Here is a 22,092-nt window from a genome sequence, read left to right on the forward strand (position 1 = left end):
ATTTGATGAAAGTTGATATGCAATTGGATCAGGATAAATTCCGTCAGGCATGGCAAGGTTTTGCCGGTGACAACTGGAAGCACGAGATCAACGTTCGTGATTTTATCCAGCAGAACTACACCCCCTATGAAGGTGACGAACAGTTTTTAGCGGATGCCACCGAAGCGACCACCACTTTGTGGAATAAGGTGATGGAGGGGATCCGCATTGAGAATGCCACCCACGCGCCGGTCGATTTTGATACCAATATTGCCACGACCATCACCGCCCACGGGCCGGGCTATATCGAGCAGGGGCTGGAAAAAATTGTTGGCCTGCAAACCGACAAGCCCCTTAAAAGAGCGCTGCACCCGTTTGGCGGCGTAAATATGATCCGCAGCTCTTTTGAAGCATATGGCCGGGAGATGGATCCCGAATTTGAATATACCTTCAGCGAATTGCGCAAAACCCATAACCAGGGCGTGTTCGACGTCTACTCTCCCGAGATGTTGCGCTGCCGAAAATCAGGAATTTTGACCGGTTTGCCGGATGGTTACGGCCGTGGTCGCATTATCGGAGATTATCGTCGGGTCGCGCTTTATGGCATAGATTATCTAATCCGTGAGCGGGAGTTGCAGTTTGCCGATCTGCAACCGGCGCTCGAGCGGGGAGAGCTGCTGGAGCAGGTGATCCGCCAGCGCGAGGAGCTGGCCGAGCACAAGCGGGCACTGGTGCAGATCAAGCAGATGGCAGCCAGCTATGGCTTTGACATCTCCGGGCCAGCACGCACAGCCCAGCAGGCGGTGCAGTGGCTCTACTTTGCCTATCTGGCGGCGGTGAAGTCGCAAAATGGCGGGGCCATGTCCCTCGGTCGTACTGCCACCTTCCTCGACATCTATATCGAGCGGGATCTTAAGGCGGGGCTTATCAGCGAGCAGGATGCCCAGGAGCTGGTCGATCACTTCATCATGAAGATCCGCATGGTACGTTTCCTGCGTACCCCCGAGTTTGACTCCCTCTTCTCCGGCGACCCCATTTGGGCCACCGAGGTGATTGGTGGCATGGGGCTGGATGGTCGCACCCTGGTGACCAAGAACTCCTTCCGCTACCTCCACACCCTCAAGACCATGGGGCCAGCGCCTGAGCCCAACCTCACCATCCTATGGGCGGAAGGATTGCCGCGGGCCTTCAAGACCTATGCGGCCCGCCTCTCCATCGATACCTCATCCCTGCAGTATGAGAACGATGACCTGATGCGCACCGACTTCGAGAGCGATGATTACGCCATTGCCTGCTGCGTGAGCCCCATGGTGATCGGCAAGCAGATGCAGTTCTTCGGTGCCCGCGCCAACCTCGCCAAAACCCTGCTCTATTGCATTAACGGCGGGGTGGACGAGAAGCTGAAGATCCAGGTCGGCCCGAAAGTGGCGCCCATCATGGACGAGGTGCTGGATTACGCCACTGTCATGGCAAGCCTCGACAGCTTTATGGACTGGCTGGCGGTGCAGTACATCAGCGCGCTCAACCTTATCCACTACATGCACGACAAGTACAGCTACGAGGCTTCCCTGATGGCGCTGCACGATCGCGACGTCTATCGCACCATGGCCTGCGGTATCGCCGGTCTGTCGGTGGCGGTCGATTCGCTGGCGGCCATCAAGTACGCCAGGGTCAAGCCGGTACGCGATGCCGACGGGCTGGCGGTCGATTTCGTGATTGAGGGGGAGTATCCCCAGTACGGCAACAATGACGAGCGGGCCGATTCTATCGCCTGCGATCTGGTCGAGCGCTTCATGAAGAAGATCCAGGCGTTGCCGACCTACCGCAATGCGGTACCGACCCAGTCGATCCTGACCATCACCTCCAACGTGGTCTATGGCCAGAAGACCGGCAACACCCCGGATGGCCGCCGCGCCGGTGCCCCGTTTGCCCCGGGAGCCAACCCGATGCACGGTCGGGATCGCAAGGGTGCGGTTGCTTCGCTCGCCTCGGTAGCCAAGCTGCCGTTCAAATACGCCAAGGACGGGATCTCCTACACCTTCTCCATCGTGCCGGGGGCGCTCGGCAAGGAACCCGCCAATCGCGAGAACAATCTGGTGGGGCTGATGGATGGCTACTTCCATCATGAGCGGGATGTGGAAGGGGGTCAGCACCTCAACGTCAATGTGATGAATCGCGAGATGCTGCTGGATGCCATCGACAATCCGGACAAGTACCCCAGCCTGACCATCCGGGTCTCCGGTTATGCGGTGCGCTTCAACGCCCTGACCCGCGAGCAGCAGCAGGACGTCATCTCCAGAACCTTCACCAACATGATGTAACTCTCATGCCCGGGGTGAGCAAGCTTGCTCCGGGCCTACTTTTTGTTTGTCAGCACGAGGAAGTAACAGATGCGACAGGTTATCACTACCAAGGCGGCGCCGAGCGCCATCGGCCCCTATGTGCAGGCCACCCGGATTGGCAACATCCTCTACACCTCCGGTCAGATCCCACTGGACCCGGTGAGCGGTGACATTGCAGAGGGTATCGAAGCGCAAACCCTGCGCTCCCTGCAAAACGTCAAGGCGATTGTCGAGGCGGCGGGCGGTGAAGTGCGCAATATCTTCAAGACCACGGTGTTTGTCTCGGATCTGAACGACTTTGCTGCGGTCAACCGGGTCTACAACGACTTCTTCACCGAGCACGATGCCATGTATCCGGCTCGATCCTGCGTGGAAGTTGCTCGGTTACCGAAGGATGTGAAGATCGAGATAGAGGCGATTGCTGCGCTGTAACCCCCATCGGGAGTGTGTCAGCAAGCCAAAACAGAGCGGCTGCCAATGGCAGCCGCTTTTGTCTATATGGTCATCGGGCAGATCAGGCGATCCGTTCGATACGAGCCATGTAGAAGCCGTCGAAGCCGGTCTCGGACGGGCTCACGGTGTGATCGTCACGCAGACGGAAGTTTTCGTTGGCGGCGAGGAACTTGTCCACCTGCTGGCGGTTCTCCTCGGGCAGGATGGAGCAGGTTGCATAGACCAGCAGGCCGCCGACTTTCACCATCTGGCTGTAACGCTGCAGGATCTCTTCTTGCAGCGCGACCAGCACCGGCAGACGCTCGGCGGTATCACGCCACTTGGCATCCGGATTGCGCTTGAGTACGCCAAGACCGGAACAGGGCACGTCAAGCAGTACGCGGTCGGCGCTCTCTTTGAGGCGCTTGACGGTCTTGCTGCTGGTGATGACCCGGGTCTCCACGTTGTGGGCACCGGCGCGACGGGCGCGCTGCTTGAGGTTCTCCAGCTTCCACTCTTCCACATCCATTGCCAGCAGACGGCCTTTGCCCTGCATCATGGCGGCGATATGCAGGGTCTTGCCACCGGCACCGGCGCAGGCGTCGATAACGCGCATGCCTGGGGCAACTTCCAGCGCAGCAGCAACCAGCTGGGAGCCTGCGTCCTGCTGTTCGAAGCAACCATCGGCAAAGGCCTTGGTGCGGAACAGGGCTGCGTCGGAGGTGACCTGCAGGGCAGTCTCCACACCTTCAACCGGAATAGTGGTGACCTGCTCTTTGGCCAGCATGGCCTGCAGCTCATCACGGGTGCACTTGAGGGTGTTGACCCGCAGGTAGCGCTTGGGCATCCAGGCCAGGGCGGCACGCTCGGCAGGCCAGGCCTCACCCAGCTGCTCGCTGCCGAGTTTTTCCAGCCAGGCAGGGCAGCCATCCATCAGCACCGGGTTCTTCTTCGCCTCGGTCAGGCGGCGACGGAACGCCTCCTCGTTGAAGCGATCCAGGGTCGGGTGGTTCGGCTGGTCTATCTTGTGGAAGGCGTGCCAGCTGTGCAGCAGCGGCCAGACGTTCTTCTCGGCCTGACGAACCTGAATGCCGGTCAGGAAGCAGTAGAGGCTGAGGCGGCGCAGCAGATCGCCGGTGACCAGGGCAATCCTTGCCTGTTCTTGCGGTTTGAGTTCGATGCCGGAGAAGTGACGGGCATAGGCGCGGTCGAGGGTAAGACCCTGACCCAGCACATCGTCAACGATGGCAACGACCAGATCCCCGAAACGGGGCAACAGTGGGGACTTGAGCATGAGATTAACCTTGGCCAGATAAAGATGAACCGCACCTTTGTGAAGAGGAGCAGTTCTAAAATTGACAAATCCGCGCAATGATAGGGGTTAGACGGGGTTGGCGCAACACTCCCCATGGGTGAGTGGCTGAAACAGTGGCGCCGGGCTTTTTGATTCGGCGGGATAATGATGCCGGTAATGGTTCAAAAAAGTGCATGACTACAAGGATGACAAAGATGCATGTGACCAGTAAGTGTTCGTTGGCCTTGTTGGTGGCCAGTTTGTTGGGGTCAACCAGCCTGATGGCCAGCGAGTGGAGCACAGTAGCCGCCAGAGCGACGGCGGAGCAAGGTTATGAGGTGCGGGCCAATCAGTTTCGGGTGGCCAAGGTGCCGCTCGACTATTTTGCCGGGCTGCAAGCCGGGGTGAGTGAGCTGACCCTGCCGCTGCCCGATGGGGGGGAGGTCACCTTTGCTCTGGAAGCCTACGACTTGCTGCCTGCAGATCTTGCCGCCAAGTATCCGCAGATCCGCACCTTCAAGGGGCACAACCCGGCGCATCCGATAGAGACAGGACGCTTCGATCTGGGGCCGCAAGGTTTCCACGCCATGTTCAGCCATCAGGGCAGGATGGTGTTTGTCGATCCGCTCAGCAATGCCGAAGGCTACGCCGTCTATTACCAGCAGGATGCCCATAGTCGATTGGAAGAGGCTGCAGATGAGGTGATAGGGCCCAAGCTCAGCAAACTGGTGCGCAAGGTGCAAGTGGATGGCAATGTTCGCAAGCGCTACGTCATTGCCATTTCGGCGACAGGAGAATTTACCCAATACCACGGTGGTTCTAGAGCGCTTACCATGGCGGCGATTGCGACCTTGCTCAACCGCGTCAATCAGGTCTATCAACGGGATGTGGGCGCCGAATTCGTGCTGGCCAGTGGCAATGACAACCTGATCTTTACCGATCCAGTCACAGATCCCTTCTACAACGGATATAACCCTAACTATGTGAACAATGTCAGCAACATCTATGAAGCCAATGATGCCAACAAGAACGTGCTGGTGCAGGCCAACTATTTCACCAATATGCAGCTTGGCAACTTTGATATCGGCCATGTACTCAATACCGGTAGCGGTGGTCTGGCCGGTTTGGCTGTGCTTTGTACCAACGATAAATCGGGCGGGATGTCGGGTTCACCTACACCGGTAGGAGATGCCTTCTTCGTTGACTATGTGGCTCATGAAATTGGCCACCAGTTTGGTGCTGATCATACCTTCAACGGCACTACCGGGAGTTGCGGTGCTGGTACCCGGGTTGCGAGTCAAGCCTATGAGCCTGGTAGTGGCAGCTCCATCATGGCCTATGCCGGTATTTGTGGTGATGAGAATATTCAGACTCACAGCGCCCCCTATTTTCATAGCAAGTCCATCGAGCAGATGCGTGCGCACATGGCGACCGTATCGACTTGTGGAACCACACTCGCGTTGAGCAATAATGCCCCGCAGGCAGCTGCAGGGGGGGACTATGTGATCCCTGCCAATACGGCCTTTATGTTAAAAGGGGCTGGTGGAGATCTGGATAATGATTCTCTGTTCTACAACTGGGAGCAGATCGATCTTGGTACTGAATCGAGTAGTGCCGCCACCATGATTGACGATGGCTCCCGGCCGCTGTTTCGTTTTGTCTCTCCCACGGCATTGCCGGAGCGGATCCTGCCGAGTTTGCCATCCCTGCTCTCCGGCACGCTTGCCAAAGGAGAGGCCTGGCCGACTACCAACCGGGATCTCAATTTCAGACTGACGGTGCGTGATGGTCAGGGTGGCGTTGCTAGTGATGACATGAAAGTGCAAGTGATCAATACCGGTGCGGCATTTCGCATCACCAACCCGTTTTACGGGGTGACTCTCACTCCGGGGGCCAGTCAGGCCGTAGCATGGGATGTGGCGGGCACAACTGTGGCGCCGATCAGTTGCAGCAAGGTGGACATCTCGGTGACCCAGGATGAGGGCGTAAGCTGGACAATGCTCACCGCCGGACAACCCAATAACGGCGCAGCAACGGTAACGTTGCCTGCCGATCTCACCAGCAGCGTCAGGCTGAAAGTGGCATGCAGCGACAATATCTTCTTTGCCATCAGTCCCCTCAAATTGCCTCTGGTGCAAGGTGGCTCGACTTCAGGTGGCGGCGGTGGTGGCGGGGCGATCGGATTGTGGGCGCTGGCTCTGGCGCTGCTCGGCTGGCAACGGAGGCGCACATGAAGGGAGTCCCTCTGTTGCTGCTTGTCATGCTCGGCGGTTGTCAGGCCGATGCCAGCACGCTGGAACAGGAGCTGAGTGCAAACCTCGCCAGGCAGGATTACCGCCTGATAGTGATAGCCGGGCGGGGAGAGTTCGCCCCCGGTATTGCAGCCGAGCAGCAGGCAGAGGCCAAGGCGCGCTGTGGCAAGCGTTATCTGGATGGATTGGGCGATGTGATAAGGCCCGGTCAGCAAGAGATACATGCCAAGTTGAGCGCTTACGCCAGCGAGTATAACCAGCGTATGGTGATTCATTGCCCAATAGCATCGGGCGCTGGCAAGCAGTAATACACCAACGAACCAATCCAAATGAAGGGGATATTCAGCCCCCTATCTATCAGTGAAGGCGCCAATGGCGCCTTCACTTTTTTCCGTTGTTGAATGGGGCCAGTCTGTATTGCCTGAGATGGGAGCGCGGGTGTAGCACGATTTTTCAGCGTGACAGAAGTTTTGTGCGAATTTTCTTTTCTGTCTGTCACGCAGATCGTCAATTGACGCTGCACCATACTTGTTGTCACCAAGGTAGGGCAAGGAGGCTCTATGAAGCATGGCATTGCGGTGATTATCACCAGTTTGTCTGTTCAGGTTGCAGCAGAACCACAGTGGACCTTCATGGATGAAAACTTGGAAAGGGGAGGGATCTATGATGTGCGAGCTGAAAAGGTCAGAGTGGTGGTTCCTGACAAGCCTTTTGAACCCGGGCATCTCGCCAGTGTATTGACCTTGCCATTGCCGGATGGCACTACGGTGCAGTTTGATGTTCATCCCAATGCCTTGCTCCCGGAGCCTTTGGCCCAGCGCTACCCTTCTATCAATACTTACAGTGGGAAGGCTATCGATCGGGCGGCGGATACAGGCCGATTTGATGTCACCATACATGGTTTTCACGGTATGTTTACCCATCAGGGGCGTACCTTTTATGTCGATCCGCTTCAGGACGGTTTCTCTTATGCCGTTTATGAACAGCAAGATGCCTGGCGGCGACAGGATGTGGATCAGGTGATTGATCCTCATGGTATCGAGCGTGAGCGAGCTGTGCTGGTCGATGGCAATTTGCGCAAGCGCTACACCATCGCCATCTCGGCAACCGGGGAATATACCCAGTATCACGGTGGTACCAAGGTTGCAGCACTCTCGGCCATTGCAACACTGCTTAATCGGGTCAATGAAGTCTATCGCCGTGATGTGGGGGCCGAGTTTCAGCTTGCTGCTGATACGGATAATGTGATTTTCACCGATCCTGCGACGGATCCTTTCACCAACTCGACTCAGGATATCGCAATCAACCAGACCCAACAGGGGGTGTTGCTCAATCCTTCTTTTGATCTGGGCCATCTGCTGGCGACATCAGGCGGCGGGGTGGCGACCCTGAGATCTTTATGCAACCCTTTCAGCCGTTCACGGGGCATGACCGGAGGGTCACAGCCTATCGGCGATGCATTCTTTATTGATTATGTGGCTCACGAATTGGGGCACCAGCTGGGGGCCGAGCACTCCTTCAATGGCATGGCCGATAGTTGTGCCACGGGTCGCAAGGCTAGCTCAGCTTGGGAACCGGGCAGTGGCTCGACCATCATGGCCTATGCCGGGATCTGTGGTGAGGAGAATCTGCAGGTTAACAGCACACCTTTCTTTCACAGCAAGTCGATCGAGCAGATGCGGGCTCTGATGGCCTCTCTGCCCTCCTGCGGCACCGACCTGGCGCTTGCCAATAACGCGCCGGTTGTGGATGCGGGGGGCGATAGGGTGATCCCCGCCAATACGCCTTTCACTCTTGTCGGTAGTGCGCTGGATCTGGATGGTCATCCCCTCAGTTACACTTGGGAGCAGGTTGATCTTGGCAATGCATCCTACAGCGTGGCAACCATGGTGGATGATGGAACCCGCCCGCTGTTTCGCTTTGTTTCACCAACATCGGATCCCCGCAGAACATTACCCGCCATGAGCTCTCTGATATCGGGTGTCTTGGCCAAAGGAGAGGCGTGGCCTGCGACCAATCGCAATCTCCAGTTCCGCCTTACCGTACGTGATGGTCAGGGGGCGGTGAGCAGTGATGAAATGGTGGTTCAGGTGATCAATACCGGCGCGGCATTTGCCATCACAGCTCCGCAGATCGGCGCCATGGTGGCGGGTAGCACTCAGCTAGTGACATGGAATGTTGCCGGGACCGATCAGCCTCCTTTCAATTGTCCCAGAGTGGATTTGGCACTGACACAGAATGGTGGTTCTACTTGGACTACGCTGGCAAGCGGGCTTGCCAATAACGGTTCGGCCAGTGTGGTGTTGCCTGCACCGTTGACCAGTTCGGCCAGGCTGAAGCTGGCATGCAGCAATAATATTTTTTTCTCTATCAATGGGATAAGAGGTAATGCTTCTGCCACTACGGAAAGTGCAACTGTCATTACCGAGAACAATGCGGGTGGCGGCGGTGGTGGTGGTGCAGTGAATCTTATCGTGATCCTCCTGATGGGAGGGATAGCTGGATGGCGCAGGTATTACGGTTAGTCGTCAGTTTGCTGTTTCTATATATCTGCGCAGCGCCTGTTGTGGCCGCATCACTGACCGAGGCAATAGATGAGAGTCTTGCTGCTCAGGATTATCGGCTCATCGTGCGCGGCGGGCGCGGTGGTATGGCCCCGGGGGTTGTGGAGTCATTGCAAGCAGAAGCGATAACCCGGTGCGGAGTCCGTTATCTGAAAGGGTTCGGTGATGTCATTGAGATGGGCAAGGAGTCGGAGTTTGAGCTGCGGATTGACTATGCCACCCGATATAACCGACAGATGCTGGAAAGGTGCATGCCGGAGGCGATTTCAAGGCCGTAGTGGCTGTTCAACAACGGCGTGTAAATCGGCATGATTGGAGTTATAACTCTAATATTCCAAACATAGTGATAGCCTCAGGGGAATGATTCGATGACTCACATATGAGCCTCCATATAATTTTTTGGAGTTTTAACACTATTAAAAGAACTGCTGAAAATGCTAACAAAATGAGCTATTTATAAACTGTAACTCACTAACTGCATGATTTTAAATGAAATAAAATTCATTTAATTTTTATTGAAAAAGTTGAATTGTGATTTGCGTCACGTTATTCTCGCCGGCTGTTCAGTCAGGTGATTAATAATGATGAAGTTCACAATAAATGCAATCTCAGTTGTCATCGCAATGTCAGCCAATATCGCGCTGGCATCCCCATGGCATATGATCGAAAAACGCAGCAAGCAGGCCGATGAACCTGTAAGGGCTCGCGCATACAATATCTTTGAGGTAGAACCGGATTTTTTAGAAAATCTGCGCTTGGGCCAAACCGTGATTGCGCTACCATTGCCTGATGGCAAGATGGTGCAATATGAATTGGAAGCCTATTCCGTATTACCGCCTGCGCTGGCAGCAAAATACCCAGATATCATGACCTATAAAGGGCATGAAGTGGGTACCGCCGGCAATACCGGTCGCTTTAATATTTCTCCACGCGGTTTTAACGGCATGTTTATGCATGCTGGAGAGCAGGTGTTTGTCGATATTCAGCGCAACGGTACCTACGCTGTCTATTACAAAAAAGATGCACATTCAATGAGTGGCAAGAATATCAATGAGATCATTGACAAGTCCGAGCCGAAAAAAAATCTAGAAAATAATACTGAAGCGGCTCGTAACGAGGCTAGTTATAGCAAGGCAGCGCTTACCCAGTACAGCATTGCATTCTCTACCACTGGTGCATATACCAAGTTCTTTGGCGGCAAGGCGCAAGCCTTGGATTCACTGGCTGTATTGGTTAACCGTTTAAATGAGGTGTATGAAAGGGACTTGGGGGTTCGTTTCGTATTGGCAGAGGGAAATCACAATATTATATTCGAAAATCTTGCTGACGATCCTTTTGTGAATGGTAGATATCCAGGTGAAACAAGAGATACTCTTATAAATGCTAGAGTTCAGAGAGAGAAACTGATTAGTAGAGAGATTGGTTATTTCGACCTTGGCCATGTATTGACCGCGGGTAAAGATGCAGGTTCGGCGAGAGTTGGGTCATTATGTGATGACATAGGATATTTTTATTCATCTAGGTCTCAAGCTGTTACAGGAAATATCAATCCTGTTGGTGATGCATTTTTTATTGACTTCGTTGCGCATGAAATTGGCCATCAATTTGGCGCCAATCATACCTACAATGCAAATGGGACACAAAGAGAGCCCTCTATGGCATGGGAGCCAGGCAGTGGTAGTTCAATAATGGGTTATGCGGGTTTGATGGGGGAGCAAAACGTACATCTCAACAGCGAGGCTTATTTTCATAGCAAGTCGATTGAGCAGATGCTGCAGCATATCATCGCGAGAGAAGCCAAAGCGCAGAAAGGGGAGATCGAAATCAAGGACGCAGCGATTCTTGCACCGACTATCGCATCGCGTTGTGGCGCCTCTATTCCGAGACAGAATGGGGACAATTTGGAGCCGGAAATTACCGAAGTGCCGCCAGTGCATGTGATCCCTAAAGGTGTGGCATTTAGCCTGAGTGGTAAGGGCAGTGACCCTGATGGTGATGCACTTGTTTACACTTGGGAGCAGGTTGACCTGAGTGATGATGCAACGACGAGTGGCCATCAATTGAGCTCCGGGTTCCTTGCTACCGGTCCCCTTTATCGTTACGCCGCGCCGACAACATCCCCGGTTCGCCACTTTCCTTCGCTGGCTACCCAGTTAAAAGGGGAAGCTGAGAAAGGTGATGTCTGGGTTAATGTACCGCGCACTCTGAATTTCCGTTTGGTGGCCCGTGATGGCAAAGGTGGTGGTGCCTATGATGAGACCTCGGTCGAAGTGGTCGATACAGGTTCACAAACCTTCAAGATATTGCCAGCCCCTGACCAGCGTATTCTGGTTGGCAGCCCGACCACAGTGAACTGGCAAGTAGCTGGAACCGACGGTGGCCGCATCAACTGTCAGCGGGTCGATATCAGTTATAGCAACGATGAAGGCAAGAGTTGGCAGCCGCTGGTCAATGGCGTGAACAACAATGGCGCCCATGAGGTGACCATTCCGGCCAATGCTGGCAGCGCTGTTCGCCTCAAGCTGGCCTGTAGCGACAATATCTTCTATGCCATTACGCCAAAACTGGCGACCAAGAGCAGTGATACACCGGCTCCCCAGCCTGAAAGCAATGGCGGCGGTGGTGGTGGCGGTTCGACCGGTCTGTTCGCGCTGTTGGGCCTTGGTATCGCTGCGCTGCTGCGTCGACGTGAGATCATGAGCTACTAAACCAGATAACCCAAGGGTGAGATTACCCATCTTTGGCAAATTGATGAACCAAGCGAAGAGGCGTTAGCCTCTTCGCTTTTTTTGTATGGTTTACAAGGTCGCTTTATCGAGCGCACAATGCCTGCGTCACTCTCTTGATGGTCGTGGAACCATTATTTATTTGAAGGAAAATCAAGATGATGGATGTTGCTGATCTGCGCCGTGAGTATACCCGTGGCGGGCTGCACCGGGCCGATCTGCCGGCCGAGCCGCTGGCGCTGTTCGAGAAGTGGTTGGCGCAGGCCTGTGAGGCCAAATTGACCGATCCCACCGCCATGGTGGTGGCGACGGTGGATGCCGATGGTCAGCCCTGGCAGCGCACTGTGCTGCTCAAGCACTACGATGCCCTGGGGATGGTCTTTTACACCAACATGGGCAGCCGCAAGGCGCAGCAGCTGGAAGGCAATCCCCGTATCAGCCTGCTCTTTCCCTGGCATACGCTCGACCGTCAGGTGCATGTGACCGGTCGGGTGGATAAGATGAGCACTTTCGAGGTGATGAAGTATTTCCACAGCCGTCCCAAGGATAGCCAGATCGCAGCCTGGGTCTCCAAGCAGTCGACCCGCATCTCGGCCCGTGGCGTGCTGGAGGCCAAGTTCCTCGAGCTCAAGCAGAAGTTTGCCAATGGCGAAGTGCCGCTGCCGAGCTTCTGGGGCGGATTCCGGGTGGTGATCGAGACGGTGGAGTTCTGGCAGGGGGGCGAGCACCGGCTCCACGACCGCTTCTACTACACCCGCGACGGGGATGGCTGGCATATCGAGCGTCTGGCTCCCTGAGCGCGCTTTTCGAATCTGTTTTCACAAGGAGTGTGTATGCGTCTGTATGGTGATCTGCGTTCCGGCAACTGCTACAAGGTGTGGCTGCTGGCCCGCTGGCTGGATCTGCCCCTTGAGTGGGTAGAGGTGGATATTCAGGCGGGGGATACCCGTACCCCCGCATTTCTGGCCATGAACCCCAACGGCAAGATCCCGGTGCTGGAGATTGGCCAAGGCGACATGCTGGCGGAATCCAACGCCATCCTCTTCTATCTGGGGCAAGGCAGTGCCTTGTGGCCAACCGATCCGCGCCAGCAGGCCGAGGTGCTCAAATGGATGTTCTTTGAGCAGTACAGCCATGAGCCATACATCGCGGTGGCCCGCTTTATCGTTCACTATCTCGGCCGACCCGAGTCGCAGGAGGCGCGGCTCGACGGGCTGAAAGCCGGTGGCGAGAAGGCGCTGGCGGTAATGGAGCAGCAGCTGAAACAGAGCCCCTACCTGTGCGGTGATGCGCCGACCATCGCCGATATCTCCCTTTATGCCTACACCCACGTGGCAGAGGAAGGGATCTTCTCCCTGCAGGGGTGGCCCGCTATCCGTAGCTGGATCGCCCGTATCGAAGCCCATCCCCGCCATCTGACGCTGCCAGCGGCCTGTCAGGCCAGCTGATGGAACTGCTGATCGAGGCCAGTCTGTGGCAACCGCAGTGGGCTGCGCTGTTGCTGCACTGGCAGCAGCAAGGTCATCGCTGGCAGCTGCTGCTGGGCAAAGAGGCGGCCGCCGTCCTCGATCAAACCGATGCTCCCTGGGCGAGCAGTCCTCCTGACGGGGTGCTCTGCCCGGGGGCCCTGCTGGCTGCTTGGCTCGATGGGGATCTGCTGGCGGATTTTCATGTTGATCCCAGCCGCCAGATCCTGATCAGTGCCTCTACCTCCCTATTGACCCTCGCCAGGGAGCAGGGACTGCTCACCCTTGGCCCTGTGGGGGCCGATCTGCCGCTCACCCCCGAGGCCGATTTGGGCGCCGTGCTCAATCGCCTGCTGGCGCGCCGCGTGACGGTGCCGACCCTGGCTGAGGGGCATTCGCTATCAGGTGTCGTATTGCGACCACTGCAGGCCGACGATGAGCGCGAGATAGTGCGCTACTGCAGCGACGAGGCGCTGGCCCGCTACACCCTCAATATTCCTCACCCCTATCCGCCCGAGGGGGCCCGCGACTGGCTGGCGCTAAGCTGGCGCAAGGCAGCGCTTGGCCTTGGCTGGAGCTGGGCCATCACCTTGCCAGAGGATCAAGGTGCGGCGTTGCTTGGGGTGATCTCCCTGCACTGGAATGGCGAACTGGCCTGGTGGGTGGGCGTGCCCTGGCAGAATCGCGGTCTGGCGACCCGGGCAGCAAGCTTGGTCAAAGCGTTCGCCCTTGACCAACTGCAACTGCCAGCGCTGACGGCTCGCCATATGCCAGACAATTTAGCTTCCGGCCGGGTGATGGCAAAAGTGGGCATGCACTATCGCGGGCGGCGCCATATCAGCGGTCGCCAGCCGTGTGAGGTGAGCTACTGGCGGCTGGATCGCGCTCCCTCCTTACCCAATCCCTTGCCCGAGGAAATTTCCCATTGGCTTGCTGATGAGCGGATCGCCGTGGTGATCCTGTGGGATCCTGTAACGTTGGAGCGGCAGAGTGCCAACGGCAAGCTGGCTATCTCGCTCTTTGTGGATGAGAGGGGCGCGGGGGAGGTGTCCTGCTCTATTCGCTGCCCGCCGCATCTTGAGAGGTCTCTGGAGCTGCACTGTTACCCCGTCGAACTGCTGGAGCAGGCCGAACCGGAGCTGTTGTCCCATCTTGGCGGCGTCTTGCTGAAAGACAGGGATGAACAGGGGCTGGCGTGGCTGCTGCAACTGGCCGCGCTGCAGCGGCAGGGGCCAGCGCTGCTCAGCCGCGAGGAGCGCGCATCACGGCTCCACTGGTTCAACCAATTGATGGCGCAGGCGCTGGGCGGCAACGGTGACTCGTCGCAGATACGCTATCAGCAGTTACGGCTGCTGGTGGAGCTGCCGGAGCTGGTCGACGAGCTGGATGGCTGTTGGCATCAAACGCCCGAACTGACCTTTGAGCGGTTGGCGCGGGAGGCTCCCGCCCTCTGGCTTGCCTACCGGGAGGCGATGAACAGGGCCACCCCGGCTACGCTAACCGCTTTGCAGCAACAGTTTGCCGCTCGTTTTCCTGAGTGCACCCTCCCATTTTTGGACAAAGGTACTCAGAATGACCAGCCGTTGTGTGGAATAATGCCCGCTCTGCTGTACGAGGAGTAATACCTGATGTTGAGAACCGAGCGCCCCGGTGACATGCTGCCGGTCTATGAGCTGCTGAGTGCCGCCTTCGGTCGTTCCGATGAGGCCGAACTGGTCAACCGCCTGCGCGAATGTGGCGCTGCCGTGGTGACCATGGTCGAAGAGGAAGAGTACGAGTTCATGGGGCACCTGATGCTAAGCCCGATCACCATTAACGGCATGGAAGGGCCCTGGCTCGGTCTGGCGCCGGTCGCGGTTCATCCCGACTGGCAAGGCCAGGGGATTGGCTCGGATCTTATCCGTGAAGGGCTTGATACGGCGCTCGAGATGGACTGGAAAGGGGTGGTGGTACTCGGGGATCCGGCCTATTACAGCCGTTTCGGTTTCCGCCCGGCCAGCGAGTTTGGCCTGCACTGCATCTATGAGGTGCCTGCCGACTGCTTTATGGCGATGGAGCTGCAGGAAGGGGGGTTTGCGGGTGTGCAGGGTGAGGTGCTCTATCACCCCCTGTTTGATGAACTTCCCGACGAGCTGCCGGACGCGCAGGCAGAAGAGTCCCATTTCTAGCGAGAAGTTGCAGCGACAAGCCATAGCGAAAAAGCCCTCATTGAGGGCTTTTTCATCTTGTATTGATCCCTGCCGGGCTTATTCGAGCAAATTGGCTCAGGCAATAATATCGAGCTGGGTGCCCTTGCGATTATCTTCACCCACCATGTCACCCATCTGCTGGGCGAGCGGGCTCTGCTGGAATTGCATGTAGTCGCTGAGATTCTGCTGGCGCTGGTAGCGATTGGCCGCCTGATAGAGTTCAGCAGTGCTCGGGGCCGACTTGCTGTCGGTCTCCTGACCGCTGGCCTCCAGGTAGCGCTCCACCAAGGCTTTCTCCTGCTGGTTAGCCGTATAAGAGACCGCCATGGTTCTGCGAGCCGTTGCTTTCTCTTCGCTCTGTGCCTGCAATTCATCCTTCTTGGTCAGTGCTTCGTTACGGGCCTGACTGACCTGCTCGGGTGTGGCAGCCGGAGAGGAGGGGTATTTGCCGTAATCAGGCAGCGGCATGGGCCGGGAGGTGATTTGCATGGTGGCGCTTCTCTTTTGAACAGGGACGGACGCATGATACCCATCGATCTTAGTTCAATAAATCACCACTTGTCGGTTCATCAAGAGTAGGTTCAGCTTCGCGCATCGATTGTTAATTGAACTGCCTCTGAGTGACAAAAAAGGCGCCATAAGGCGCCTTTTTATCCTTCGGTTACCGCCGGATCAGTTGAAGAACCAGTAACCACGGTTGACCAGACGGGTCAGCAGTTGCAGGAAGCCAGCTTGATCGGCCAGCTCCACCATGTCGGCCTGGGTGATGATGTCTTTGTCACACAGGAGCGAAATGGCGGCCGCATCTTCGCTCTGCAGCGTCCAGGCTTCGCCGTCGATGAAGCACTGCTGGCTCTCGCCGCTAAACCAGACGGTGCGCAGACCCGGCACCTTGATGGCGGGCTCGCCCTGGGTCAGCAGGTCGGCCACTTCCTCGGCACTGTAGTCCGGCTCGACCGGATTGACGTCCAGATCGTGCTTGGCCTCGGAGATCATGGTGCCGAACCACTCCTTGAACAGGGTCTCGTCATCGAGGGCCTGCTGCATCAGCTCGCGCAGACGGTGCAGCTCGTGGGGCTGGATCTCGCCGTGACGGGCACGGGGCTTGAGATCGGCATCGCCGTAACGCTCGGTACGCACCTCGTTGTCGATCAGATGATCGGCAAAGGAGGAGATAAGCGCCTTGGCATCCGGTGCGCGGAAACCCACCGAGAAGTTCATGGAGGGCTCGATGGCGTAGCCTTCGTGGGGGAATCCGGGCGGAATGTAGAGGATGTCGCCCGGCTCCATGATGACGTCGATGATCGCCTCGAACGGCTCGCAGTGCAGCAGGGCGGCGTGGGCGGCAAACTCGTTGAGCGGCTTGGCATCGCCAACCCGCCAGTGACGCTTGCCGATACCCTGGGTGATGAACACGTCGTAGTTGTCGATGTGGGGGCCGACACCTGCGTGAGGGGTGGAGAAGCTCACCATCACATCGTCAAAGCGCCAGCCCGGAATGAACTGGAACGGTACCGCCAGCTCGTTCACCTCGGGGGCCCAGTGGTTGCATGCCTGTACCAGAATGGTCCAGTTCTCTTCGCCCAGATGGTCATAGGATTCGAAGGGGCCGTGGGCCGCATCCCACTTGCCGTCGAAACGGGTGACGAGGCGGGACTCTACCACCTCTTCCATGGCCAGACCTGCCAGCTCGTCCGGGCTGATGGGATCCTGAAAGTCTTTGAAGCCACCCTTGATAAGGAGCGGGCGCTTCTGCCAGTAGTGCTCGAGGAAGTGAGCGATATCCAGATTGAGTTCGTACATGCTGTTTCTCGTGTCTCGCAAAGAGGTTTTGCCCAAGGCAGGCTTGGGAAAAGCCACTCGGGACCCTGCCGTGGCAGGGAAAATAACAGGGGCCCTGTGGCGTATCGTGCACAGGGCCCCTTCGTCACTGCCGGCTGGCTTACTTCAGCAGATCAACCAGACGCTGGGCGTCACCGATGTAGTTGGCCGGGGTCAGCTTCTTCAGCTCAACCTTGACAGCTTCCGGCAGCTCCAGGGTGTCGATAAAGGTACGCATCCCTTCGGCATCGACGCGGCGACCACGGGTCAGCTCCTTGAGCTTCTCGTAGGGTTTCTCGATACCGTAGCGGCGCATCACGGTCTGGATCGGCTCGGCCAGCACTTCCCAGTTGGCATCCAGATCGGCAGCCATGGCTGCGTCGTTGGCTTCCAGCTTGGAGATGCCCTTCAGGGTCGCCTGATAGGCAATCAGGGAGTAACCCACTGCCACACCCAGGTTGCGCAGCACGGTAGAGTCGGTCAGATCACGCTGCCAGCGGGAGATAGGCAGCTTGCTCGCCAGATGCTGGAACACGGCGTTGGCCAGACCCAGATTGCCTTCGGAGTTCTCGAAGTCGATGGGGTTGACCTTGTGCGGCATGGTGGAGGAGCCGATTTCCCCCGCGATGGTGCGCTGCTTGAAGTGACCCAGGGAGATGTAACCCCACACATCGCGGTCGAAGTCGATCAGGATGGTGTTGAAGCGGGCCATGGCGTCGAACAGCTCGGCGATATAGTCGTGCGGCTCGATCTGGGTGGTGTAGGGGTTCCAGGTCAGGCCCAAGGAGGTAACAAACTCCTCGGAGAACTGGTGCCAGTCCACATCCGGGTAGGCGCTGAGGTGGGCGTTGTAGTTGCCGACCGCACCGTTGATCTTGCCGAGGATCTCCACCGCCATGATCTGCTTGAACTGGCGCTCCAGACGGTAGGCGACGTTGGCCATCTCCTTGCCCATGGTGCTCGGGGTCGCCGGCTGGCCGTGGGTACGGGAGAGCAGCGGCATGTCACGGTACTCGTGGGCCAGACGCTTGAGCTCGCTGATCAGCTTTTCGCAATAAGGCTTGATGACCTCTTCGCGGGCGGTTTTCAGCATCAGACCGTGGGAGTTGTTGTTGATGTCTTCCGAGGTGCAGGCGAAGTGGATGAACTCGCTGACAGCCGCCAGCTCCGGGTTCACTTCGACTTTCTCCTTGAGGAAGTACTCCACCGCTTTCACATCATGGTTGGTGGTGCGCTCTATCTGTTTGATACGGGCGGCGTCACTCTCGTTGAAGTTGCTGACGATGCCGTCGAGCAGGGCGTTGGCGGCCGCGCTCAGGGCAGGGACTTCCGGGATCCCGGCGTGGCTGGCCAGTTTTTGCAACCAGCGCACCTCGACTTCGACGCGAAAACGCAGCAGGCCGAATTCGGAGAAGATAGGGCGCAGGGCATCGGCCTTGTCGCCATAACGACCGTCAATCGGGGAAACAGCAGTCAGCGCGGACAGCTCCATGGGGTGAACTCCTGATGATTTGTGTGGGGGATCCATATCCACTCGCGCGTGGGGCTGAGTCGTCATCAAGGCGGATGTGCGGCTGTTCACCCTGATGTTGACCTCGCTTGCCCGCGCGCGAGCCGATGATTAGTAACGTTTGGCCAGCTCCACCATCTTCTTGCGAGCGAAGATGATCTGGGTGCGGCTGCCACCGAGCTGACGCCACAGCACGCAGGCACGAATGCCTGCCAGCAGCAGGGCGCGCACCTTGTGCTGCACCAGCGGTTGCTGCAGGAATAGCGGGGTGCCCGCCACCTGGATGCGTGGCCCGATGGGGCTGATAAGATCGCTGTAGATGCTCGCCATGTTGGCCAAAATCTGCTCGTCGAGCAGATCGAAGTGCTGTTGCTGGCGGCCAATCTGGCTGATCCGCTCACCCAGCATATTGAGAATGTCCTTGCGCTTGGCCAGCTTGCGCTCCAGGGCAATCAGGCTCACCACATAGCGGGTCAGCTCGGCATTTTTCTGGCTGCCATCGGCTCCCAGCTGTTCGACCAGCGCACGGTAGCCGTCGCGTATGGCCAGATGGGTGTTGTTGAACACCTCGAGCGGCTGGCTCGGGTTGGTCACCAGAATGCTGGAGAGGCTCTCGCGCAGGGCCGCCTCGTCACAGCTGCCGTCTCGGGCCACCTTCTGCACCAGATACGCGGCCTGGCAGATGCCGGCAAAGGCCATTGTTCTGTCTTGGAATTTATCGCTCACGTCTGCTGCCTTCTGTTAAGGATTCAAACCGGATGGCTGAAACGTTGTTCGATGATGCCGCCGCCCAGACACACTTCCCCGTCGTAGAAGACGGCGGACTGGCCCGGGGTCACCGCAGCCTGTTTCTCGTCGAAGATGACCCGGATGGTCTCGTCGTCGATGGGCTGGATCAGGCAGGGGATATCCTGCTGGCGGTAGCGGGTCTTGACGGTGCAGCGACGCGGCTCGCGGATCGGGGTGCGATCCACCCAGTGCAGCTGGCTGGCAATCAAACCATCGGAGTAGAGGCGGGGATGTTCGCCCTGCGCCACCACCAGCACGTTGCGTTCGACCTCTTTGTCGACCACATACCAGGCCTCTTCGGTGGCATCTTTACGACCACCGATACCGAGCCCCTTGCGCTGGCCCAGGGTGTGATACATCAGACCCTGATGCTCGCCGATCACCTTGCCATCCACGGTCTCGATTTTACCGGGCTGGGCGGGCAGGAACTTGGCCAGGAAGTCCTTGAACTTGCGCTCGCCGATAAAGCAGATGCCGGTGGAGTCTTTCTTCTTGGCGGTGATGAGATCCAGCTGCTCGGCGATGCGGCGCACCTCGGGCTTCTCCAGATCGCCAACCGGGAACAGGCTCTGACCTACCTGCTTTTCGCTCAAGGTGTAGAGGAAGTAGCTCTGATCCTTGTTGGTATCGAGACCGCGCAGCAGGCGCGGGCGGCCTGTGCTGTCGTCACGGCGCACATAGTGGCCGGTGGCGATGTAGGTGGCACCCAGCTCTTCGGCGGCAAATTCGAGGAACGCCTTGAACTTGATCTCCTTGTTGCAAAGGATATCGGGGTTTGGCGTGCGGCCAGCCTTGTACTCTTCGAGGAAGTGCTCGAACACATTGTCCCAGTACTCGGCCGCGAAGTTGATAGTGTGGAGTTTCATCCCCAGCTTGTCGCAGACGGCCTTGGCATCAGCCAAATCCTGGGCGGCAGAGCAGTACTCGTCCGTGTCGTCTTCTTCCCAGTTCTTCATGAACAAGCCTTCGACCTGATAGCCCTGCTGCTGGAGCAGGTAGGCCGAGACGGAAGAATCCACGCCGCCGGACATGCCGACGATCACCTTGATTTGGCTGTTGTCTGTCATTAGTCGAAGTTACCAGTTCGTTTAAACGGGGCGTATTCTACCAGAGTTTTGCGCCCCCGGTCACATATCCATGCCGCAGTTCCCATCAGGAACCTGATAGCAGGAAATCGTTTTTCTGTTGTTGGCCTTTGTCACCGAAAAAGAGTGTCAAATGGCCTCAGATAAAGGCCTTGAGGGCCGAGAGCGGCAGCCGTGTACCCGCCAGATAATCCTGAATGCACTGCCACACCAAGGGGCTGCGCAAGGCCGGTTTGCATTCCGCTATTTCTTCAAGAGTGAGCCAGTGGCAAGCCAGCACATCACCGTCAGGATCCTCTGGATGGTGCTGACCTGGCGCTTTTTCAAGGTCGAAGATGATGGCGGTGCGCACATAGGTGGCCTCGCTGTCGGCCGGTTTGTAGAGATAGGTGCCAAGCCAGGCGGTCGGTGTGGCGGTCAGACCCGTCTCTTCTTTCAGCTCACGACAGGCCGCTTCAAGCAGGTTTTCCCCCGGCTCCACATGGCCGGCGGGTTGGTTGAAGCGGCGCTGGCCTTTTATCTCCTCTTCCACCACCAGAAAGCGCCCCTGCCACTGCACCAGGGCGGCGACCGTCAGGCGCGCCTCCATGCGGGCGTGGCTGGTGGCCGATTGCTCTGCCTGATTGCTCATCATGACTCCTTGTCGTTGCTATCGGGATTGCCCGCACGGGCGGGTCGGCGTGCCGTTCCTCGCCCGCTGCTGCGGGGTTTGCCGCCGGTCGGGTTTGAAGTTGAACGCTCGGTTGGGTGAGTGCTGCGGGGGCGCTCGTCCCGTCTCGGCTGGCTGGCCCGCCGTGGCGCATCCCCTGCCGGTTTGGCCGGTTTGGCGGTATGAGCGCCTGAACGGGATGAGGAGGGACGCGGGCGGCTGCTGGAGCTCGGTGCCTGCTCGGGGGCGGGCAGGCTGCGGCTCTCGCCGGGTGCCAGACCATCCAGGGTCCAGTCGCCGATGGCGTAGCGAATAAGGCGCAGGGTGGGGTGGCCGATATGGGCGGTCATTCGCCGCACCTGCCGGTTGCGCCCCTCCACTATCTTGATCTCCAGCCAGCAGGTGGGGATCTCCTTGCGCTCGCGAATGGGCGGATTGCGCGGCCACACCGCAGGTTCATCCATGATGCGCGCCCCGGCAGGCAGGGTCATGCCGTCGTTGAGCTCCACGCCGGCGCGCAGGGCGGCCAGTTTCTCTTCGCTCGGGATCCCTTCCACCTGCACCCAGTAGGTCTTGGGGGTCTTCTCCCCCGGCTGGGTGAGGTGCGCCTGCAGCTTGCCGTCATTGGTGAGCAGCAACAGCCCCTCGCTGTCGCGGTCAAGCCGACCTGCGGCGTAGATGCCGGGCTCGCTGATGTAATGCTTGAGGGTCTCGCGGCCCGCCTCGTCGGTGAACTGGCAGAGCACCATGTAGGGCTTGTTCAGCAGGAGCAATTTGCGATCCGCCGGGGCCAGCTCCGGTTTGCGGGGGGATGCATGGCGAGGTGCGGCTGGTTTGGCCGCCGTGCGCGGGGCGTTATCGCGCGGCGAACGGCTGACAGAGAGACGGGAGCGGGGAGATTTCATCGGATACACACTTCAGACAGACGACAGACGATGGCAGCGAGTGTACCACAGGGGGCTGAGGGCTGGATGAATGGCTGGGGTTTCAACAA

General features: G+C 57.9%; 19 protein-coding genes. 11 read left to right on the forward strand and 8 right to left on the reverse strand.

The window, feature by feature from the left end; genetic code table 11:
• The first annotated feature begins 5 nt into the window (after positions 1–5).
• Positions 6–2,300 (forward strand): formate C-acetyltransferase, encoded by a 2,295-nt coding sequence (gene pflB / locus I6L41_RS01845; RefSeq protein ID WP_216961554.1) that lies wholly within the window; start codon positions 6–8, stop codon positions 2,298–2,300.
• 69 nt (positions 2,301–2,369) lie between these two features.
• Positions 2,370–2,753, forward strand: coding sequence for a RidA family protein (locus I6L41_RS01850; protein ID WP_216961555.1), 384 nt, complete (start codon positions 2,370–2,372; stop codon positions 2,751–2,753).
• A gap of 82 nt (positions 2,754–2,835) precedes the next feature.
• On the opposite strand, the gene I6L41_RS01855 is transcribed toward I6L41_RS01850, so the two are convergent.
• Positions 2,836–4,047, reverse strand: a complete 1,212-nt coding sequence (locus tag I6L41_RS01855; protein WP_216961558.1) for an RsmB/NOP family class I SAM-dependent RNA methyltransferase — start codon at positions 4,045–4,047, stop codon at positions 2,836–2,838.
• Positions 4,048–4,262: 215 nt separating this feature from the next.
• Between I6L41_RS01855 and I6L41_RS01860 the strand changes: the two genes are divergently transcribed.
• The 9 genes from I6L41_RS01860 to I6L41_RS01900 all read left to right on the forward strand — a co-directional run bounded on the left by I6L41_RS01860 (position 4,263) and on the right by I6L41_RS01900 (position 15,223).
• Positions 4,263–6,281: a reprolysin-like metallopeptidase gene (locus I6L41_RS01860; RefSeq protein ID WP_216961561.1), complete on the forward strand. Its 2,019-nt coding sequence runs from the start codon at positions 4,263–4,265 to the stop codon at positions 6,279–6,281.
• Positions 6,278–6,607: a hypothetical protein gene (locus I6L41_RS01865; protein ID WP_120415664.1), complete on the forward strand. Its 330-nt coding sequence runs from the start codon at positions 6,278–6,280 to the stop codon at positions 6,605–6,607. The genes I6L41_RS01860 and I6L41_RS01865 overlap by 4 nt, the downstream gene beginning before the upstream one ends.
• Positions 6,608–6,859: 252 nt before the next feature.
• Positions 6,860–8,824, forward strand: a complete 1,965-nt coding sequence (locus tag I6L41_RS01870) for a reprolysin-like metallopeptidase (protein WP_216961564.1) — start codon at positions 6,860–6,862, stop codon at positions 8,822–8,824.
• Positions 8,803–9,141: a hypothetical protein gene (locus tag I6L41_RS01875; protein ID WP_201950022.1), complete on the forward strand. Its 339-nt coding sequence runs from the start codon at positions 8,803–8,805 to the stop codon at positions 9,139–9,141. The genes I6L41_RS01870 and I6L41_RS01875 overlap by 22 nt, the downstream gene beginning before the upstream one ends.
• Positions 9,142–9,444: 303 nt before the next feature.
• Positions 9,445–11,571, forward strand: coding sequence for a reprolysin-like metallopeptidase (locus I6L41_RS01880; RefSeq protein ID WP_216961569.1), 2,127 nt, complete (start codon positions 9,445–9,447; stop codon positions 11,569–11,571).
• Between the two features lie 176 nt (positions 11,572–11,747).
• A complete protein-coding gene (pdxH, locus tag I6L41_RS01885) occupies positions 11,748–12,386 on the forward strand; it encodes a pyridoxamine 5'-phosphate oxidase (protein ID WP_216961572.1) in 639 nt (212 codons plus the stop codon).
• 36 nt (positions 12,387–12,422) lie between these two features.
• Positions 12,423–13,037, forward strand: coding sequence for a glutathione S-transferase family protein (locus I6L41_RS01890; RefSeq protein ID WP_216961575.1), 615 nt, complete (start codon positions 12,423–12,425; stop codon positions 13,035–13,037).
• Positions 13,037–14,677 carry a GNAT family N-acetyltransferase gene (locus I6L41_RS01895; RefSeq protein ID WP_216961578.1) on the forward strand — a complete coding sequence of 547 codons (1,641 nt, stop codon included), beginning with the start codon at positions 13,037–13,039 and terminating at the stop codon, positions 14,675–14,677. The genes I6L41_RS01890 and I6L41_RS01895 overlap by 1 nt, the downstream gene beginning before the upstream one ends.
• Positions 14,678–14,683: 6 nt before the next feature.
• Entirely contained in the window at positions 14,684–15,223 is a 540-nt protein-coding gene (locus I6L41_RS01900; RefSeq protein ID WP_128816154.1) for a GNAT family N-acetyltransferase, read from the forward strand.
• A gap of 96 nt (positions 15,224–15,319) precedes the next feature.
• Here I6L41_RS01900 and I6L41_RS01905 read toward each other — a convergent pair whose 3' ends face one another.
• From I6L41_RS01905 to I6L41_RS01935, 7 genes are all read right to left on the reverse strand, one after another.
• Entirely contained in the window at positions 15,320–15,733 is a 414-nt protein-coding gene (locus I6L41_RS01905) for a hypothetical protein (RefSeq protein WP_216961581.1), read from the reverse strand.
• A 183-nt stretch (positions 15,734–15,916) separates the two neighbouring features.
• A complete protein-coding gene (locus I6L41_RS01910; protein ID WP_216961583.1) occupies positions 15,917–17,047 on the reverse strand; it encodes a cupin domain-containing protein in 1,131 nt (376 codons plus the stop codon).
• A 139-nt stretch (positions 17,048–17,186) separates the two neighbouring features.
• Positions 17,187–18,557, reverse strand: a complete 1,371-nt coding sequence (gene purB, locus I6L41_RS01915) for an adenylosuccinate lyase (RefSeq protein WP_005334624.1) — start codon at positions 18,555–18,557, stop codon at positions 17,187–17,189.
• Positions 18,558–18,686: 129 nt separating this feature from the next.
• Entirely contained in the window at positions 18,687–19,301 is a 615-nt protein-coding gene (gene hflD / locus I6L41_RS01920; RefSeq protein ID WP_005334622.1) for a high frequency lysogenization protein HflD, read from the reverse strand.
• Between the two features lie 23 nt (positions 19,302–19,324).
• On the reverse strand, positions 19,325–20,431 hold the full coding sequence (mnmA, locus tag I6L41_RS01925) for a tRNA 2-thiouridine(34) synthase MnmA (protein WP_005353619.1): 1,107 nt from the start codon (positions 20,429–20,431) through the stop codon (positions 19,325–19,327).
• A 157-nt stretch (positions 20,432–20,588) separates the two neighbouring features.
• Complete coding sequence (locus tag I6L41_RS01930) at positions 20,589–21,080, reverse strand: NUDIX hydrolase (protein WP_064339722.1); 492 nt, start codon at positions 21,078–21,080, stop codon at positions 20,589–20,591.
• On the reverse strand, positions 21,080–22,003 hold the full coding sequence (locus tag I6L41_RS01935; protein WP_216961586.1) for a pseudouridine synthase: 924 nt from the start codon (positions 22,001–22,003) through the stop codon (positions 21,080–21,082). The genes I6L41_RS01930 and I6L41_RS01935 overlap by 1 nt, the downstream gene beginning before the upstream one ends.
• Between the last annotated feature and the right edge of the window lie 89 nt (positions 22,004–22,092).

Origin of the sequence: Aeromonas sp. FDAARGOS 1411 (assembly GCF_019047125.1) — a bacterium.
Taxonomy (GTDB): Bacteria; Pseudomonadota; Gammaproteobacteria; order Enterobacterales; family Aeromonadaceae; genus Aeromonas; species Aeromonas veronii.